This is a genomic window from Candidatus Syntrophosphaera thermopropionivorans, assembly GCF_004353895.1.
In the GTDB taxonomy this organism is placed as follows: Bacteria; Cloacimonadota; Cloacimonadia; order Cloacimonadales; family Cloacimonadaceae; genus Syntrophosphaera; species Syntrophosphaera thermopropionivorans.
Window position 1 is genome coordinate 39,718 of the sequence record NZ_SMOG01000004.1, and the last position, 17,387, is coordinate 57,104.

The 17,387-nt window shown below is 36.9% G+C and carries 18 protein-coding genes; all 18 read right to left on the reverse strand.

The window, feature by feature from the left end:
• Position 1 precedes the first annotated feature (1 nt).
• Positions 2-1,864, reverse strand: coding sequence for a glutamate mutase L (locus tag E0946_RS02545; protein WP_133200904.1), 1,863 nt, complete (start codon positions 1,862-1,864; stop codon positions 2-4).
• A complete protein-coding gene (locus E0946_RS02550) occupies positions 1,864-2,277 on the reverse strand; it encodes a hypothetical protein (protein ID WP_133200905.1) in 414 nt (137 codons plus the stop codon). Before E0946_RS02550 ends, E0946_RS02545 begins: the two co-directional genes overlap by 1 nt.
• 2 nt (positions 2,278-2,279) lie before the next feature.
• A complete protein-coding gene (locus E0946_RS02555; protein WP_133200906.1) occupies positions 2,280-3,008 on the reverse strand; it encodes a ComF family protein in 729 nt (242 codons plus the stop codon).
• Positions 2,956-3,648, reverse strand: coding sequence for a phosphoribosylformylglycinamidine synthase I (gene purQ, locus E0946_RS02560; RefSeq protein WP_133200907.1), 693 nt, complete (start codon positions 3,646-3,648; stop codon positions 2,956-2,958). The genes E0946_RS02555 and purQ overlap by 53 nt, the downstream gene beginning before the upstream one ends.
• Complete coding sequence (gene purS / locus E0946_RS02565; RefSeq protein ID WP_133200908.1) at positions 3,645-3,908, reverse strand: phosphoribosylformylglycinamidine synthase subunit PurS; 264 nt, start codon at positions 3,906-3,908, stop codon at positions 3,645-3,647. Before purS ends, purQ begins: the two co-directional genes overlap by 4 nt.
• 319 nt (positions 3,909-4,227) lie before the next feature.
• Positions 4,228-5,184 carry a 2-hydroxyacid dehydrogenase gene (locus E0946_RS02570; RefSeq protein ID WP_133200909.1) on the reverse strand — a complete coding sequence of 319 codons (957 nt, stop codon included), beginning with the start codon at positions 5,182-5,184 and terminating at the stop codon, positions 4,228-4,230.
• Positions 5,185-5,187: 3 nt separating this feature from the next.
• On the reverse strand, positions 5,188-5,952 hold the full coding sequence (locus E0946_RS02575) for a tetratricopeptide repeat protein (protein ID WP_133200910.1): 765 nt from the start codon (positions 5,950-5,952) through the stop codon (positions 5,188-5,190).
• A complete protein-coding gene (locus tag E0946_RS02580) occupies positions 5,952-7,775 on the reverse strand; it encodes a BatD family protein (protein ID WP_133200911.1) in 1,824 nt (607 codons plus the stop codon). Before E0946_RS02580 ends, E0946_RS02575 begins: the two co-directional genes overlap by 1 nt.
• Complete coding sequence (locus E0946_RS02585) at positions 7,769-8,395, reverse strand: tetratricopeptide repeat protein (protein ID WP_133200912.1); 627 nt, start codon at positions 8,393-8,395, stop codon at positions 7,769-7,771. Before E0946_RS02585 ends, E0946_RS02580 begins: the two co-directional genes overlap by 7 nt.
• Positions 8,392-9,366: a VWA domain-containing protein gene (locus E0946_RS02590; RefSeq protein WP_133200913.1), complete on the reverse strand. Its 975-nt coding sequence runs from the start codon at positions 9,364-9,366 to the stop codon at positions 8,392-8,394. Before E0946_RS02590 ends, E0946_RS02585 begins: the two co-directional genes overlap by 4 nt.
• Before the next feature lie 3 nt (positions 9,367-9,369).
• Complete coding sequence (locus E0946_RS02595; protein WP_133200914.1) at positions 9,370-10,365, reverse strand: vWA domain-containing protein; 996 nt, start codon at positions 10,363-10,365, stop codon at positions 9,370-9,372.
• Positions 10,358-11,278 carry a hypothetical protein gene (locus tag E0946_RS02600; protein WP_133200915.1) on the reverse strand — a complete coding sequence of 307 codons (921 nt, stop codon included), beginning with the start codon at positions 11,276-11,278 and terminating at the stop codon, positions 10,358-10,360. The genes E0946_RS02595 and E0946_RS02600 overlap by 8 nt, the downstream gene beginning before the upstream one ends.
• Positions 11,275-12,171 (reverse strand): DUF58 domain-containing protein, encoded by an 897-nt coding sequence (locus tag E0946_RS02605; RefSeq protein WP_133200916.1) that lies wholly within the window; start codon positions 12,169-12,171, stop codon positions 11,275-11,277. The genes E0946_RS02600 and E0946_RS02605 overlap by 4 nt, the downstream gene beginning before the upstream one ends.
• Before the next feature lie 12 nt (positions 12,172-12,183).
• A complete protein-coding gene (locus tag E0946_RS02610; RefSeq protein WP_133200917.1) occupies positions 12,184-13,170 on the reverse strand; it encodes an AAA family ATPase in 987 nt (328 codons plus the stop codon).
• Between the two features lie 110 nt (positions 13,171-13,280).
• A complete protein-coding gene (rpmB, locus tag E0946_RS02615) occupies positions 13,281-13,472 on the reverse strand; it encodes a 50S ribosomal protein L28 (RefSeq protein ID WP_133200918.1) in 192 nt (63 codons plus the stop codon).
• Positions 13,473-13,603: 131 nt separating this feature from the next.
• A complete protein-coding gene (locus tag E0946_RS02620; protein ID WP_133200919.1) occupies positions 13,604-14,722 on the reverse strand; it encodes a cyclic nucleotide-binding domain-containing protein in 1,119 nt (372 codons plus the stop codon).
• Between the two features lie 141 nt (positions 14,723-14,863).
• On the reverse strand, positions 14,864-16,045 hold the full coding sequence (locus E0946_RS02625) for an FprA family A-type flavoprotein (protein WP_133200920.1): 1,182 nt from the start codon (positions 16,043-16,045) through the stop codon (positions 14,864-14,866).
• A 90-nt stretch (positions 16,046-16,135) separates the two neighbouring features.
• Positions 16,136-16,939: a bifunctional DNA-formamidopyrimidine glycosylase/DNA-(apurinic or apyrimidinic site) lyase gene (gene mutM / locus E0946_RS02630; RefSeq protein WP_133200921.1), complete on the reverse strand. Its 804-nt coding sequence runs from the start codon at positions 16,937-16,939 to the stop codon at positions 16,136-16,138.
• Between the last annotated feature and the right edge of the window lie 448 nt (positions 16,940-17,387).

The window sequence follows — 17,387 nt, forward strand, 5'->3', positions numbered from 1 at the left end:
CCTATTTTAATATCTGTTCGGGATAAGCATTAAATGCCTGTATCCATTTTTTTAAAGTGGCAATGCGTTCAGCTTTTTCTGTGGGAAGCACAAAAGGTTGTCTACCTCTGGTATCAAGGACAATACCTACCACTCCACCTTTCAGTTCCACTTCTAATTCTTTATTTTTATTTTCATCCAGAATTAGACCACCATGGGTTTTCAAGTTTGCTTTTGCTACTTCTCCCACACCACAAGGAATTAAGCGAACTTCTCCAAAAGGAATCTGTTCTTCCCAAGTGCTTCCATCAGGCAATTCCAATTTTGCGGTAAGAGCAGGTTTCCCTACTTTCCCTTTACCTACCGGTGCTACGCAAGTTCCTAAATAAATCATACAATCCTTATGGAAGACTTCAGTTGCTGCTTTAGTGCTTATTTCAGAAAGCACTCCCAGATGAGGCATCATAAATATACTATCCACAGCCAAACGAGTGATACCTTCAGGAAGAAAAGCATTAATTAATAACATCATAGTCTGACTACGACGAGGTGCATGAGAAAGTACTCCACCACTTCCTACTAACAAATCTAAGGTCATCAAATTGACCAGCGTCTCACCAGAAGTGGATTGACTGAAGGCTTCAGATATATCGCGCTGCCGTTGAGTTCCTTTTAAAGTGCTGGCAAACTCTTTATGTTGTTCAAAAGCAAGACGTAAAGCTTCAATAGCTATAGCTTGTTCCAAAACCAGTTCCTCTAAAAGATAAGGGATAGTAGTAGGTCGAATCATTTTGTTTTTAATCATATTACGTAGATACCCTTCATCAATATCTAAGGGTACCCAGCGCATAATATTCTCTAAGCCACTGGAAGCCAGAACATTGGAGATGCTATAGCTCATTCCCAGATTGGCACTAACGGTACGATTGAAAATGAATTCTTCGGTAAAAACGGAAAAGATATCTGTAGTTGCTCCACCAATATCTACTCCTACAACTTCAATATTTTCTTCACGGGCAATAGCTTGCATAATATTTCCCACAGCTGCAGGGGTAGGCATAATAGGAACAGGTTCATGGTCTGGTCCCTGACACCATTTCATCAATTTATCATAGCCTGGAGCTTGTTTCATCACATGGTCTAAAAACAGTTCATGGATTTTATCTCTTGCGGGTTTGAGGTTTTCTATTTCCAGTTTGGGACGAATATTATCCGTGATAATCAAATCCACTTTATCTTGTAAACATTCCCGCACATAATCACGAGCATCTTTATTTCCAGCATAAATCACAGGGAGTTTAAATCCTGATCCCAGACGAGGTTTAGGGTCAGCAGCACTAACTAATTCAGCCATTTCTACTACATGCTTAATTGTGCCCCCATCTTCACCTCCAGCCATCAATATCATATCTGGTCTCAATTCTCTAATTCTTTCTATCTTTTCGTGATTCATTCTCTTATCATTACTGGCTATGAGGTCCATAACTATAGCACCAGCACCCAAAGCAGCTCGCTCTGCACTTTCTCCTGTCATTGAAGCGACCACACCTGTAACCATCATTTGCAAACCGCCACCAGCAGAAGAAGTAGAAACATAAGCATCTACTCCAACATCACCACGCCTGGGGATGACAAATTCCCCATTTTCCATAAACTTGATATTAGGATTATGGTATTTAAGGCGAGCAAGTTCTTCCAGTTCCTGGGTAGCATTAATCACACCTTTGGTAACATCATTCAAAGGAGCTTCCACAGTTGTGGGTGCTTCTCCCCGAACGGTCTGGCGGTATTCTCCATCAATCCATTCAATTAAAATTGCCTTAGTAGTGGTGCTGCCACAATCAGTGGCAACAATTCGGGTAAGGCGTTTCTCATCGTATTGCATTATACCTCCGTTGATTCAGTTGACTTATTTGTTTTATTAAAGATTTTTTTAAAAAAGGCTTTTCGTTGATTCTTTCTACGCTGTCTTTTAAGTCTTGCTTTATTTCTTCTTTCTTCATTGGTTTCTTCGTCCAGTTCATCTATCCTTTTAATCAAGCGTTTAAAGTAATCATCACTTTGTATCATAAGAGCAAAACGCTGATATTGATTAGAGTCAAAAATCATTTCTGCAAAAGGAAGAATAAAATAGAGAGCCTGACTTGCAATTCCATGCAAAGGATGAAGGGATTCAAAAAGCATAATACCAGCAGAGCCTAAACTTCTGTCAACGAAGAAGTGAGCAACTTTTTCAATCATTTCATTGGCTTCTTCTTCAGTGATAGTAGTTTTAATTTCTTTATATTCTTTATTCATAATCAAATCGCACGAGCAGCAGTTAAGACGGCAACTTTGCTTGCTCCAGCTTCTTTTAAAACTCGGGATACTTCATTAACTGTGGTTCCAGTAGTAAAAACATCATCTACCAGAATGATTTTCTTTCCTTTTACATCAGCATTTTTCTTTAAGCGAAAGGCATTTTTTAAATTATTGACTCTTTCTTCTGCATTTAAAGTTGTCTGAGAGGGAGTAGGAAGATATCTTTTAACAGGTTCAGCATAGGGTATATTCCATTTAATAGCTAACTTTTTGGCAATAAGTTCGGATTGATTATATCCTCTTTCTCTTTTGCGAACTCTATGCAAAGGAACTGCCGTAATCAAATCAAAATTATTAGCAAATTTATCAGCCTCAGGAAGTTCCATTATTGCTTGACTGAAGAAACTGGCAGGAGCAAGAAAAGCATTGTATTTAAAATTATGAATTAACTCCCGAACAGGCGACTGATAAATAAAAGCAGCACGAGCAATATCAAAGACAAAATCATTTTCTGAACAATAAGCACAGCTATAATCAATCATAGGCGCACCACATTTATCACAGTAATTAATCGTAATAGGAGAAAGTAATTCTTTGCATTCGGAGCATAAAACCTCTTTAACACTTTCTATCCTCTGATTACAAGCAAGACAGACAGGTGGAAAGAAAAGTTTATCAATTGAGATTAAAGTATTCTTCCAATGCAGCAAAGATTTTTCCTCCATCATTACTGGTTACATAAGGAGTTGCAGCTCTTTCTGGATGAGGCATCATCCCAAGAATATTACGAGTTCTATTACATATGCCTGCAATATTTTCCCGCGATCCATTCGGATTATATTCGGCATTTATATTGCCCTGTTTATCGCAATAGCGAAAGACAATTTGATGGTTATCTTGTAGTTCTTTTAAAATTTCGTCAGAACAGAAGTAATTGCCTTCTTTATGGGCAATGGGAATGTCCATAACTGTTCCTTCTGGAATCTGATGAGTGAAGGCAGTGTTATTATCTTCCACCCGAATATATTGGTGCTGACAGATGAAATCAAGTCCTATATTACGTAAAAGAGTGCCAGGAAGAAGTCCACACTCAGTCAGGATTTGAAAGCCATTACAGATACCAAGGATTAACCCTCCCTTTTTAGCAAAAGCCATAACCTCTTCCACTATAGGTGAAAAACGAGCTAAAGCACCACAGCGAAGGTAATCTCCATAGGAAAAACCACCTGGTAAAACTACTAAATCTGGATTTTGCAGGTCTCTATCTTTATGCCAGATTAAACGACTCTTATGTCCATAATAGGCAAAAGCTTCTTGAGCATCATGGTCGCAATTAGAACCAGGAAAGGTAATAACACTTACTCTCAACTTTGACTTTCCTCTTTATTTTCCAAAGTAAACCAATAATGTTCTGTATTGGGATTTGCCAGTAGCTCCTGGCAGATTTTATCCGTTTCTTTCCAGGTAGATTCCTCATTATCAGAATCAAAGGTCAATTCTATATATTTACTAACTCGCGCTTCTATCACATTGGTATAGCCCAATTGCTGAAGAGAATTACAAACTGCTTTTCCCTGAGGGTCAAGCACATTAGGTTTTAGACAGACAAATATCTTTGCCACGAGCATCTTGACATACCTTTATATTTTAATAGTTTTATCTTTTTCTTTAAAATCATTATATCCGTCAATAACTTTTTGTTATAATAAGATAGATGAACTCTCGCATTGTTTTGCAGAGCCATAATTAAAAACGGAACAAAAGAATTAGTCTATCCACAAGTTATTAAATATAGCAGTTAATTTCTTTCATTCAGGGATTATTTATAATCACTCACTACTGGTTCTTTATTCTGGTTAATAGAGCAGAAAAATAGGCAATATAAAGCTCATTAACAAGCCGGTAAATGAAACCTTAGGCGCATTTGAAAGCTATCTTGTCCAGAGTTCAATTAACACGAGCAGGTGGATTCTTCCCTTCAATTACGGCAATGGCATTTTCTGCAGCAAGCAATGCCATTTTTGTCCTGGTTTCATAACTAGCAGAACCAATATGGGGCAATAATATAACATTAGAAAGCTTTATTAATTCTTCAGGGATAACGGGTTCATTTTCATACACATCCAATCCTGCACCAGCGATTTTATTTTCCTTTAACGCTGATATTAAAGCCTGTTCATCAATTATAGGTCCTCTTGCGGTATTAATCAGAATAGCAGTGGATTTCATTAAATTAAACTCCTTTTCTCCAATTAGATGTCTGGTTTCGGGAGTTAAAGGAGTGTGAATACTGATAAAATCAGAATTTTGACAGAGAGTAGTCAAATCCACAGAAACATAATCTGAAGAAAGAGACTCAGGATTAACCTGAGGGTCATAATATATAACTTTCATATCAAAACCGAGTGCACGGTGAGCTACTGCTCTTCCGATTCTGCCCATACCAATAATACCTAAGGTTTTGCCGAAGATATCATTACCCATCATCAGCATAGGTTCCCAACCTTGAAATTTTCCTTCCCGTACGAAACGATCTGCTTCCACAATTCTTCTGGCGCAACTCATAATCAAAGCCCAGGCTAAGTCGGCAGTAGTTTCAGTTAGCACTCCAGGGGTATTACATATAACAATGCTATGTTTAGTAGCGGTTTCCACATCTATATTGTTATAACCTACTGCATAGACGGATATACACTTAAGGTTAGGAGCAGCTTCTATAATTTCGTGGTCTATATTATCAGTTAAAAGACAGATTAAAGCATCAATATCTCTCACTTTTTCTTTCAGTTCTTCGTGAGTGATAGCTCGGTTTTCCGGGAAAATTTCCACTTCAAATACTTCTTCCAATCTTTTAATAGCTGGTTCGGGGATATAGCGAGTGATAAATAGTTTTGGTTTCTGCATAGTTTATTCCTTAGTGTTACTTACTGGCACAACTCTTTCTATAGAATTACTATCAACCCAACCTTGAGTTCCATCAGGTAGGATAATTTGAGCTTTCTTGCCCTGGGTTTTGATAACCACAACTACACTTCCTTCAGGTATAGTCTGGAGAACATTGTTGCTTTCTGGAGTATGATAAATGGGTGCTACATTAGCGATTACGACTGCACGAGAATCATTACGATAGCGGTGATTTTTGACCAGCAGCATACTACCGAAAGCGATAAAGAGAATAGCTGTTATTACTACAGCCAGAATAGGTAAACCGCGTTCCTTTTCTGAAGGAGTGTGCATTAGCCAATGTAAACTCAAGGTTAAAAGTATAGCTAATATTAAGAGAGTTATAGCCAATCGGTTTAAAGAAAAGAAATCATAAATATTTAAAAATAACTGCACGAGAAACGGTCTGTTAGGCTCAGGAGAAAGCTCTGGATGCAGATTATGAATATACAAGAGATTTTGTTTAGCTTGCTTATGTGCAGAATTCAGATTCAGAGCCCGAAGGAAGTATAGCACAGCTTTACCAGTGTTTCCCAATTGATAATGGCAAACCCCCATATCATAGAATAAATCTGCATTTTTAACTCCGTGTGCAGCTTTAGCTTCCAATTTTTGCAGAGTTTGTTGATAGAATGCTTGTTCTGCATTTAAAGAATCAGGATTCAAGACTTGAGCAGATAAGGAAAAAGTTAAGATGAGTAAGCCGAAGATAAATATCCAGTGCTTCATTATTGTTCCTCATTTTTAGAGTTGATATCCTTTTGAGGCAGTGTAACTCTGTTCTTTTTAGAGGATTCTTTTTCAGGTTTAAAACGGCTTAAGGCTTGAACCAGGGAACGCAATTGGTGCAGAGCCTCATCCAATTTTTCAGCTTCTGCTCCTCCGGGCATAAAACGAGCTTTCTGGCATAGCAACAAAAATTGCTCTAACTGTTCAAGTAATTCAAGAGGCATACCTTTTGTTCTTAAAGCATCAATTAGTTCTGGTGTGGGCAGACTTTTAGAAACACCATATTTTCTTGCCAGATAATCCATCAATCCAATTTCTGCCAAGGGATAGAAATCAGGGGAAAGTTTTTCCGCTGCTTCTGTTGCCTTTTTTAAATACTTATTCAGGATGCGATGAGCGGTTTTTTGAGCATAAGCAACAGGTTCCAATTCTTTCAATCTATTTTCTCTTGCTACAAGACTTGAAATGATTAGAGATATTGCACAGAGTGCCAATATAAGCCAGAACCAGGGTTCTGTGCTATAATTTTTAAAATCTGGATAATACTCAAGATTGAGCAATGGATAGAGTGCCTGTGGTTTATCTTTTTCCAATAGTCCGGAGAAATATGATAGGACATTAGCTTGATGAACTTTTATTTCCTGGGGTGCACCTTGGAAAGTTTTATAAACTCCAGAAGTTGTATCAAACCAACTAAAGGTGTATCCAGGTATAGTCAATTCCCCTGTTTCTCGTGGAAGCAAAGTATAATGGATAAAACGTGTTCCTTCAATCACATTAGCCAGCTTGTCCTGAATATAGGGTGCAGAAACCTGAAATTTATCTACATTAGGGAAAGGAGCTGCGGTAAACTGGCTAAAATTTCCTCTTCCTGAGATATTAATAGTGAAGGTTAAAGCATCGCCAAGGTTTAATTTAGTAGAAGAGACACTCTGGGAAACGGTGAAATTTCCTACTGCGCCTGTAAAACCAGCAGGAGCTCCAGAGGGTAAAGGTTTTACATTTATCCAGCAAGGTTTGGAACTGATAGTTTTATTTAAAAATCCCAGAAATTGTGCCTGTCCTGTGAGAATTGGCATCTGTAGTCTTCCAGCTTTATGAGGGAAAATAACATCCTGCTTTATAAGAGCACGTTTATAGGATTTGCTATTATAGACAGAAGATTCATATTGAAGTGAGGAAGGCTGAAGGAAGACTGCTTTACCGTAACCCTCAAAATCTTTTTCGGATTCAGCATAGAAAGCTTCAACCGCTTGTTCCGTGTAAAGATAATAGGAAATTATCACGGGTTCGCCAACATAAGCAAGATCAGTTTCTGGGATACAGAGTAAAAATACTTCACCTTCTATGAGATTGGGATTGAATAGTTCATCTCCAAAAGGATTTAAGAAAGGTGAAAGATTATACTGTTTCTGAGGTGGAGGTGAAGATTCTTTAACCTGAACAGTTAAAGAGGGTGTATAATATTCCTTCTTCTCAACTTTAACTTTAAAGGAAGGAATAGTGAAGGTACCAGTTTTTTGAGGGATATAAATATAGGTAAAAGTTTGTATGTATTTAGTGAATAAATTTTTATTAACGAGGGAGTAATCAATGTAAGTTGAACCTACTACATTACGAAAAGAGAATCCTGGTATTTGGGGAGCTGGTGGAGCAATAACTTTTACTTGTTTATCACAGGTTATTTCCAGTATCAGTTGTAGCTGATCAGATAAGGTAATAACATCTTCTTTTAAATAAGCATTTACCGTTACTGATTCAGCTTTTAGTATGCCCATTAGAGAGAGCACTATCAATAGAGCACAGGCAAACTTTTTTACCACCACTTTTCTCCTTTCCCCTTATAAGGTGGAGGATTCTTTGCCATTCTATCTCTGGCTTCTTTTTGGTCAAGTGCATTTAATCTATTTTCCATTTCTTCACGCAGAGATTGGTCAGGAGGATTTTGCTGATTTTGGTCTTTATTGTTTTCTCCTATACCAGCTTGTAGGGTAATAGCATTTTTCTTTTTAAGTGCCAGTTCATAATTTGCTTTAGCATTTTCATCATCTGGGTCAAGAAGCATAGCATTTAGATAAGCTTGTAGTGCATTATCAATTTGGTTATTCCGTAAATAAGCATTACCCAAATCATAATGTAAACCAGGGACTTTATCATTCTCTTTCAAAGCATCCTGTAGTTTTTTTATGCTTTCTTCATATTTACCTTGCTGGTATAAAGCTTTACCCAAACTGCTTTCCGGAAGGTAATCCTTATCTTTGCTATCCAATTCCTTTTCCCAGATTTTAGCTGCCTTTTCAAACTGTCCTTTTTTATATAATTCACTTGCTCTACTGTGTTTAAGTGATTTCTGATTAAATAATAAAGTATATATTAAGAATAACAGAATAAGTATAACCAGAATAAGGATAAGCTTGTAGAAGAGCAGTTTTTTATCTTTCATACATTTTCCCTTTTACGAGAAAGAGGTAGAAGAAGACTTTCCACCAATAAAATAATTATAGCAATAATGGCAGGTATGGCATACTGGTCTTTTAAAATGGAGAAGTTTCTACTTCTTTCCCTACCAGATTCGCTGGCATAAATGTTCTGAAGGATGGGGTCTAATTCTCCTTGCCCCGGTCTAACGGAAAAATATTTCCCCTTACCTATGGATGCAATTGCCTGTAATGTCTTAGTATCAAGCTTGGTAAATGCTTGCTGACCAGTCTTTTCATCTCTAACAAAAGTGCCTTCTTCGCTTCCCACACCCAAAACATAGATTTTAACTCCTTGTGAGCTTAATCTTTTAGCTTGAAGAATAGCGCTTCCTGCGAGGTCTTCTCCATCGGTTATTAAAAGAAGAATATTACTTCCACCAGCTGATTGAAAGGACCTGCTTGCCAGCGCTAATGCTGCACCAATATCCGTCCCATAGGAAACTACATTGTCAGTATTAATACTATTTAGCACCAGGCGAACACACGAATAATCATCAGTAAGTGGACATTCCAGAGTAGGCACTCCCGCAAAGGCAATAATGCCAATACGATCTCCTTTAAGCTTATCTATCAAAGAATCTATTTGCATCTTGGCTCTAAGCAGTCTACTGGGAGTAATATCCTGTGCATCCATACTTTTGGAAACATCCAGACAGACCATAATATCAAGTCCATTGAAACTGTATTCTCGCTCTTCATAATCCCATTGGGGACGAAGCAAAGCAAAAATAATAAAGGCTAAAGCCAAGATAATTAATATATATTTGAAAAAGTGCAAAAACTGGGAGCGACTAGAAAGATATTCAGGATAGAAAGAAGGATTAGCAAAGCGAGAGAAGCGCTTTTTTTCACGCCTATTCCAGAAAAATAGAGATACTATCAAAGGAATGATAATAAGTAGTAACCAGATATTTCCAGGATAATATAGATTCATTTTTTACTCCGGAAGAATAGGCATAACTATCAAATGCAGAAGTAGTTCTATGGTCAGCAAGATAAAGGCAATCCAAAGTAGAGGCATAAACTTTTCTGACCATATATAATGAATTTGAATCTGGTAAGTGGTCTTTTCCAGCTTATCTATCTTATCCATAATTTGTTGTAATTGTGCTTTATTTCCTGCTTGGGCAGCTTTTCCCGTTCCTGTAATCTCAGCAACTGCATTAAGAGTATTCATATCCAGTTCTACTTGCATTTTTCTATAGTAAGTACCAAGTAAGGGGTCTTCAATAGGGTAATCTACCAAGCCATTTGTTCCTACTCCTATAGGATAGACCTTTATTCCATAAGCTTTTGCCATTTTAGCTGCCGTTAGGGGGTCTATTTCTCCTGTGTTACTAACGCCATCGGTTATTAGAATGATAACTTTACTTTTTGCAGTGCTGTCTTTAAGTCTGGCTACTGCTTTGGCAAGACCGACTCCAATAGCGGTAAAAGATGCTTCTTTATTGACCTGAAGGCGGTCAAGTTGTTCTAAAATAGCTTCATGGTCAAAAGTTAAAGGACTCTGGGTTAGAGCATATTCTGAAAATGCTACTAAACCAAAACGGTCATTAGGTCTTTTTTTAATGAAGTCTTTTGCTACATTAACTGCTGCACCTAATCTATTTTGAGGAGCAAAATCCATAGCCAGCATAGAGCCACTGATATCTATAGCAAGAACAATATCTACACCTTTTTGACTGATATCTCGTGTTCCATAACCCCAGCGGGGTTGAGCTATAGCCAGAATTAAACATACAAAGATTAAACTTCTTAAAATGGGGAAAAGGTATTTCCAGAACTTGTTTTCTCCTTTTATCTGTTTAAGAAGAGGCAAACGCGTAAATGGTAATCGCAGTTTATGTGGTTTCTGGATTTTAAATTGATACCAGAGGAACAAAGGTACTATAATTAGAGCTATTAACCACCAGGGACGAGCAAAACTAAGCATGCTCAATTCCTCCATGAGCAAGCTTTTGTTGTGCTTCTACTAATTCAAAAGATTGCACCCAGGACCTCAACCAGTTCTCATATTCCTCTATTTCTTCTTGGGAGGGAATATATTTGGCAAATTTAACTTTATCACAGTATTTCAGGAAATTCAGGACTTCCTGACTGCTGGCAATATATAAGCGTTCGGCAACTTGTTGTATTTCTGAAGTGGTCATTTCCACAGCTGGGAAACGATATTTCCGTTCTAAAAATTGTCGTAGAATTAAGGAAAGCTCATAATGATGACGGATATATTCACCTTTCTGGATTAAATTCTGGGACAAAAGTTCATCCAATTGTTTTAAAGCTATTTTCCAGGGAGGGTCCAGAGAAGTAGAAGATGGAATGGTTTCCTTTACTGTGGAATCTTTTCCGCCTCTGTTTCTTCTATTTAGAATCAAGTAGATAATTCCCACAATGATGAATGCAATTAATAGATAGTATACCCAGATAGGTAATTGCAGTGGGTATTTAGCTAAAGGTTTGATATCAACCAGGGTGGTATCATTTTCAGCTCTAACGGGAATCACTATAACCCGGAAGGCATCTGTGAAATAAGTTTGCCCATCTGAAATTTCCGGGATTACTTGCAATTTAGGGAAACTCAGTGAACCAGTTAGTATAGGAACAATAGTGAGCTGTAACCAGGTTTTTCCGGAAGGCTCCTTCTTTTTTTCTACTTCAATGATTTTAAAGGAAGTTAATGTGTCTGGAACAACTACACTTTTTAAAGGAACATCAGCGTAGATTTGTAGTTGAAAACGGTCTCCTACATTCAGGTTATCATCATTAACCAATTTTTGTTGGATAGTAACAGCAGAAAGATAGCTTATAAAAAGCAATATTAGAGCTAAAGGTAGGATTTTTTTCATCTGCCTTCTCTTAATCTTCTTCTCCTTTGTTCAAAGAAAGTTCTAAGAGCCTTGATATGCGAATCCATACTTCTTAGCATTATGTAATCAACCTTCATTTTAGCCAAGTCTTTAGTGAGGTCTTCCTGTTGTTTAGAAACTCTTGCCTCATATGCTTTTTGGATAGATGTGACAGAAGTATTACAATAAAGAGTGTCTCCTGTTTCCGGGTCGTAAAGATTTAGGACTCCCGCATCAGGTAATTTTAATTCTGCCTCATCCAGAATCTGGATAGCGATTACATCATGCTTTTGTGCCAGGATTTCCAGAGGTTTATTATAGCCACTATCCATAAAATCTGAAAGGATAAAAACCACAGACCGTTTTTTGAGAATATGATTGGCAAAGGTTAGGGCTTCCAGTATGGAAGTATTTTTATGTTCTGGTTCAAGATAGAGCACATCTCTTAAAATCTCCAAGGCTTTATTGCTACCTTTGCGAGCAGGCAGATACTTTTCCAGCTGGTCGGAAAACATTATCAGCCCTACTTTATCATTATTGGAAAGAGCGGAAAAGGAAAGTAGAGCAATGATTTCTGCTACCCGTTCTTGTTTTTTTGGTTGCACCGTGCCAAATTGCATAGAAGCTGATACATCAACGATAAAGAAGACATTTAGCTCCCTGGTTTCGGTATATTTTTTAACATAGGGTGCACCTAAACGAGCTGAAACATTCCAATCAATATCCCGATAATTATCTCCAGCTTGATATTCACGGACTTCAGCAAATTCCAGACCCTGCCCTTTAAAGCTGGAACGATATTCTCCACTAAAGATTTCATTAACCAGATTCTTGGTTCGGATTTCCAGTTTCCCAATCCGAGCAAGAATCTCTGCAGGTGTGGGGGAAGACATAGATTGAATCCTTTAAGGGACCTCTATCTCTTCAAATATGCGGGTGATTATATCTTCTGTACTAACCTGTTCTGCTTCAGCTTCATAGGAAAGGATAATACGATGTCTTAAGACATCTTTGCCTATGGCTTTTATATCATCGGGGATAACATAAGCTCGATGTTCCAGATAAGCATTAGCTTTAGCAGCACGAGCAAGAAAGATTGTAGCTCTCGGGGAAGCTCCATATTGTATCAAGCCAGTTAATGATGATATACGAGGATAGCGTTGGGGATAACGTGTTGCCTGTACCAGATTGAGGATATAATGCTTTAACCTTTCTTCCATATACAAATCAGCTAATATCTCTCGCATATAATCTAAATCTGAAGGTTTAAGCACCGGATGAACTCTAAGTTCTCGTTCTACTACCATCCTTTCAAGGATTACCTTTTCTTCTTCCAGATTGGGATATTTAATCTTGAGCTTCATTAAAAAGCGGTCAACCTGAGCTTCAGGCAAAGGATAAGTCCCTTCCTGTTCTATGGGATTTTGTGTTGCCATAACGAAAAAAGGACGAGGTAGAGGGTAGGTGGTATCTCCAATAGTCACCTGTCGTTCTTGCATAGCTTCCAGTAAAGCAGATTGAACTTTGGCAGGAGCACGATTTATCTCATCTGCAAGAATGAAATTAGCAAAGATGGGTCCTTTTTTAGTAGTGAATTCACCCGTTTTTTGATTGTATATTAAAGTGCCAGTTATATCAGCAGGAAGCAGGTCAGGTGTGAATTGAATTCGTTTAAAAACGCAATCAAAAGCCTGAGCTAAAGTGCTTATTATTAGTGTCTTTGCCAGACCGGGAACTCCCTCTAATAGAATATGACCATTAGCTAAAAGTCCAATTAATAAACGATTGATTATAGCATCCTGTCCTACGATTACTTTGGCAATCTCAGTTCTTAAATTATCAAGTAGCGCTGAACTCGTTGCCACTCTAAAGTTTAACTCTTGAATATCCATCTATTCTCCTGATTTTCTCTTAGATAAATATCGGGAACAGGATAGTCCTATTCCCGATGTAGCACAATTGGCATTGTTTATTTAACTGTAGTGCAGTATGGTTAATCTTATTAAACAACCTTATGGACTTTATTTGTCTTAAGACAGGAAGAACAAACTCTTATTTTCTTGACCTCGCCATCAACGACAGCCCGGACAAGATGTAAATTAGGATAAAAACGGCGCTTAGTTGCATTCAAGGCATGACTGCGAAGATTACCAACCTGAGCCTTTTTTCCACATATATCACATACTTTTGACATCTTTCACCATCCAAATTGATTTCTTTTTTCCATCTTTTTATTAATGCTTTTTTTGACAAGATTTTATTTAAATTCTATGAATTACCTTTATAGTATGTTAAAAATTAGGTTTCTCCGAAAAGTTTTTGTCTCTATAAATTATGTTGTTGTGGAAGGCGAATATCAAAACGAGCACCGTGAGGTTGCACTGGTGTGTATTCTATTCTACCTTTATGTTCTTGAACAAGTTTTTGACAGATAGAAAGCCCCAGACCTGTGCCAGTAGGTTTATTATAGCTTATAAAGGGTTTAAATAAGTCATCTACAATAGCAGGAGGGACACCCGGTCCATCATCTATCACACTTATCTGTAACCAGTTTGAGGATAAATTAGCCATTATTTTTATAGTGCCCTTAGTACTGATGGCTTCTGAACTATTACGAATGAGGTTGATAATAGTGCGTCGGATGCGTTCCTCATCAAAATAAACCGGCTCGTTACACTTATTTTCTATGACCAATTCAATATTTCTGCTTTTTAGTGAAGGACCATAGGTATCTTCTATATCTTTTAAAAATTTAACCATATCTACTTTCTGAATTATAAGATGATTGGGATTGCCTTTAATATAATCCAGCGTTTCCTGTAAAAGCTCATCTATCAATTTAGCTTGTTTAATTATGCCTTGAGTCAATTCTTCTGCTTCAGGGAAAAGGGTCTCTATTAACTGAGCATTTAAACTAATAATGGTGAGAGGAGATTTGATATCGTGTATTATCTTGCTGGTTGCTTTTCCTATAGCTGTTAAACGGTTTTTCTGTATCATTTCACTAAGAGCACCAGCAAATCTTTCATTCGTTAATCTGAGTCTTTCAGAAAGAGCTCGTACCAGATTTAACATAATATTAGGATGGGAGAAGCAAAGCCTCTGGAATTCTTCTTCAGGAATTTCAAGTAATTCAGTGTCTTCCAGAGCAATGGCATTTGCACTGCGAGGTTCTTCATTTAGAAGACTCATTTCGCCAAAGAATTCTCCTTCTTCCATAACGGTTAAAGGAGCGATAGGAGGTTCAGAATGTTCAACCTCCTTTTCAATTTCTATTTTACCTTTGAGAATTACATATAGACAGGAGCCTTCTTCCTTTTCTCGCAGTATCTTATCGCCTTTTTTAAATTTGACGGTCCTTAATTGCTGTTTAATATCATTAACAATAATGTCATCAATCCCATCAAAAAGACCGATTATTTTTTTCTTGCTTTCTTTCTTCATTATCCACTTACCCTTGAATTATCCTATAATCTAAAATAATATTCTTAGCCCTTGCGTCAATATTTTTTTAACCACCCAGTACAAGTTAATAATAAACCTGGATTTAAGTATTCATAATATATATAGAGATAGTGGATTACCTCACATATTATCCAGTTGTCGCTCTAAATTCTCTCGGATTTGATTAAGAATTTCTTCATCTGGAATAAATTGAACTTTTACCGGTTCTAACATTTTAAAACCACATCCACTATCATCTCCCAGCATTTTATGGAGCATAGGAACGCTTTGTCCACTCCAACCATAAGAACCGAAAGCGAGACCAATTCTATCTTTTGGAGCCAGACATTGCAGATAGCTCATAAAAGCAGCGACGGTTGGAAGAATAGAGCTATTGATAGTAGGAGAGCCGACGCAGATATATTTGGCATCCATAACCTCTGTCATAATATCCGAGATATGAGTTAATTGTAGGTTTTGTAACTTAGCTTTAATGCCTTTATTTTCAAAAGCTTGAGCTATAGCATAAGCAATGATTTCTGTGGATTTCCACATAGTGTCGTAAATTACCAGGGCTTTTTGGTTATCTGTGATGTTATTTGACCAGAGGTTATAAGCATTTAATATTTCAGGAAGATGTTCTGTCCAGATTAAACCGTGACTGGGAGCTATCATATTTATTTCAAGAGAGGAAACAGCTTCCATCACTTTTTGCACTTGTTTGGAATAAGGAAGGACAATATTGGCATAATATTTTTTAGCTTCTTCCAGCACTATATCCAGAGGAAAATCACTTTCAACTCTTTCATTAGAAGCTATATGCTGTCCAAATGCATCATTAGAAAAAAGTAGTTTTTCTTGCGGACAATAGGTTACCTGATTATCAGGCCAATGAACCATAGGTGTAGTTAGAAAAGTAAGGTCATTTTTCCCTATATTTATACTATCACCACTTTTTATTTCCTGAAAATTCCAATCCTGATGATAATGCAATTTCAGACCTTTGATAGCGCTGGCATTGGTGTAAATCTTTGCTTCAGGAATAATTTTCATAAGTTGAGGAAGACCACTGGAATGGTCCATTTCAATATGATTCTGGACGATAATATCAATTTTATGCGGATCAATAATATCACTTATCCGAGCGAGCATCTCATCAAAAAGGTAGTACTTAACATTATCTATCAGCGTAACCTTCTCATCTATTAAAAGATAAGCATTATAAGTGGAACCTCTGGGGGTGATATAACCGTGAAAATTGCGTAAATTCCAATCTATTGCTCCAACCCAATAGATATTATCTTTCAATTTATAGGCTTTCATTTTGAATCTCCTTTTTTGGAATCTTTTATACGATATAAATACCTACTATTATAGTATATACTTTTTAACACAGGTTTGCAAAAATAAACTTCATTTCTGGCAAACAGGACAAAAATAAGTGCTTCGTCCACCTTGTTTTATTTTCTGGACAGGATGTCCCTGGGGACAAGAGGTTTTTTGATAGATTTGTAAAAAATTCTGGAACTCACCTTTTTTATCATCAATCCTCCGATAATCCGATATGGAGGTTCCATTTTTCTCTATGGCTTCGTTAAGGACAGTCTTAGTTGTTTTTATAAGTTTGGAAAGCCTTTGGGAAGAAAGAGAAGAAGCAGGAGTTTCAGGATTGATTTTAGCCCGATAAAGAATCTCATTAGCATAGATATTTCCCAGTCCAGCAATGATTTTTTGGTCCATTAAGATATTTTTTATAGGTGCTTTCCGACCCTTAAGAGCTTTTTGCAAATAAGAAAGATTAAAATCCTCAGATAGTGGTTCAACACCAAGTTCAGGCAAGTAGGCAGGGATATTTTTAGTTGGACAAAGGACAATTTTTCCGAAGGTGCGGATATCTATAAAGTGTATTTTTTCTTTTTCTGATAAGCGAAAACAGGCTCGTTCGTGTTCAGGATGATTAGCTATGGTATTGTCCCGCACCAATTTTCCAGTCATTCCGAGATGAATGATAATCGTATTCTCATTTGTTAGATGGATAAGGATAAATTTTCCGCGTCTTTCAAGACCTATAATCTTTGCAGGAAAGGGAGTTGAGGTTAACTCTTTGTCCCACAATAAAGTGTGAGAATGATAACAATCCAATCCCTCTATCTGTTTATCCTTTAGTTCATTTTCTAATTCATTTAAAATGGTTTGCACTTCTGGAAGCTCTGGCATTTAATCTATTTCCTTAATATATAATTCTTATTTTTTTTACCTTTTAGAGCATAGCTCTATATTGGCAAGTTCTTTATGAGGTCAAATCTACCTTCTGAATATTTTTTATCTTTTGATGAATACTTGATTGCCTGCTTTTCTTGAGCTTATGTCCAATTTCGGACATGAGCTGGACATGAGCTGGACATAAGCTAGACATAAGCTGGACAAAAAGATGCAGATATCTTCCGGTACTACGGATGAAAAATAACCTTATAATATCCAGCTCCAAAGTGGCTGTCATAAACTATAAATTTATCCAGCGCCATAAAAATTATATATAATTATTATAAAGTTGTAAATCATTGAATACAACAAATATATTTTTTAATTCCTTATTTATCATCTAATTCTAATCTTATGATGAAAAAATTATATTAAATTGCCTATAAAGTGCTTGAAGAGCTTG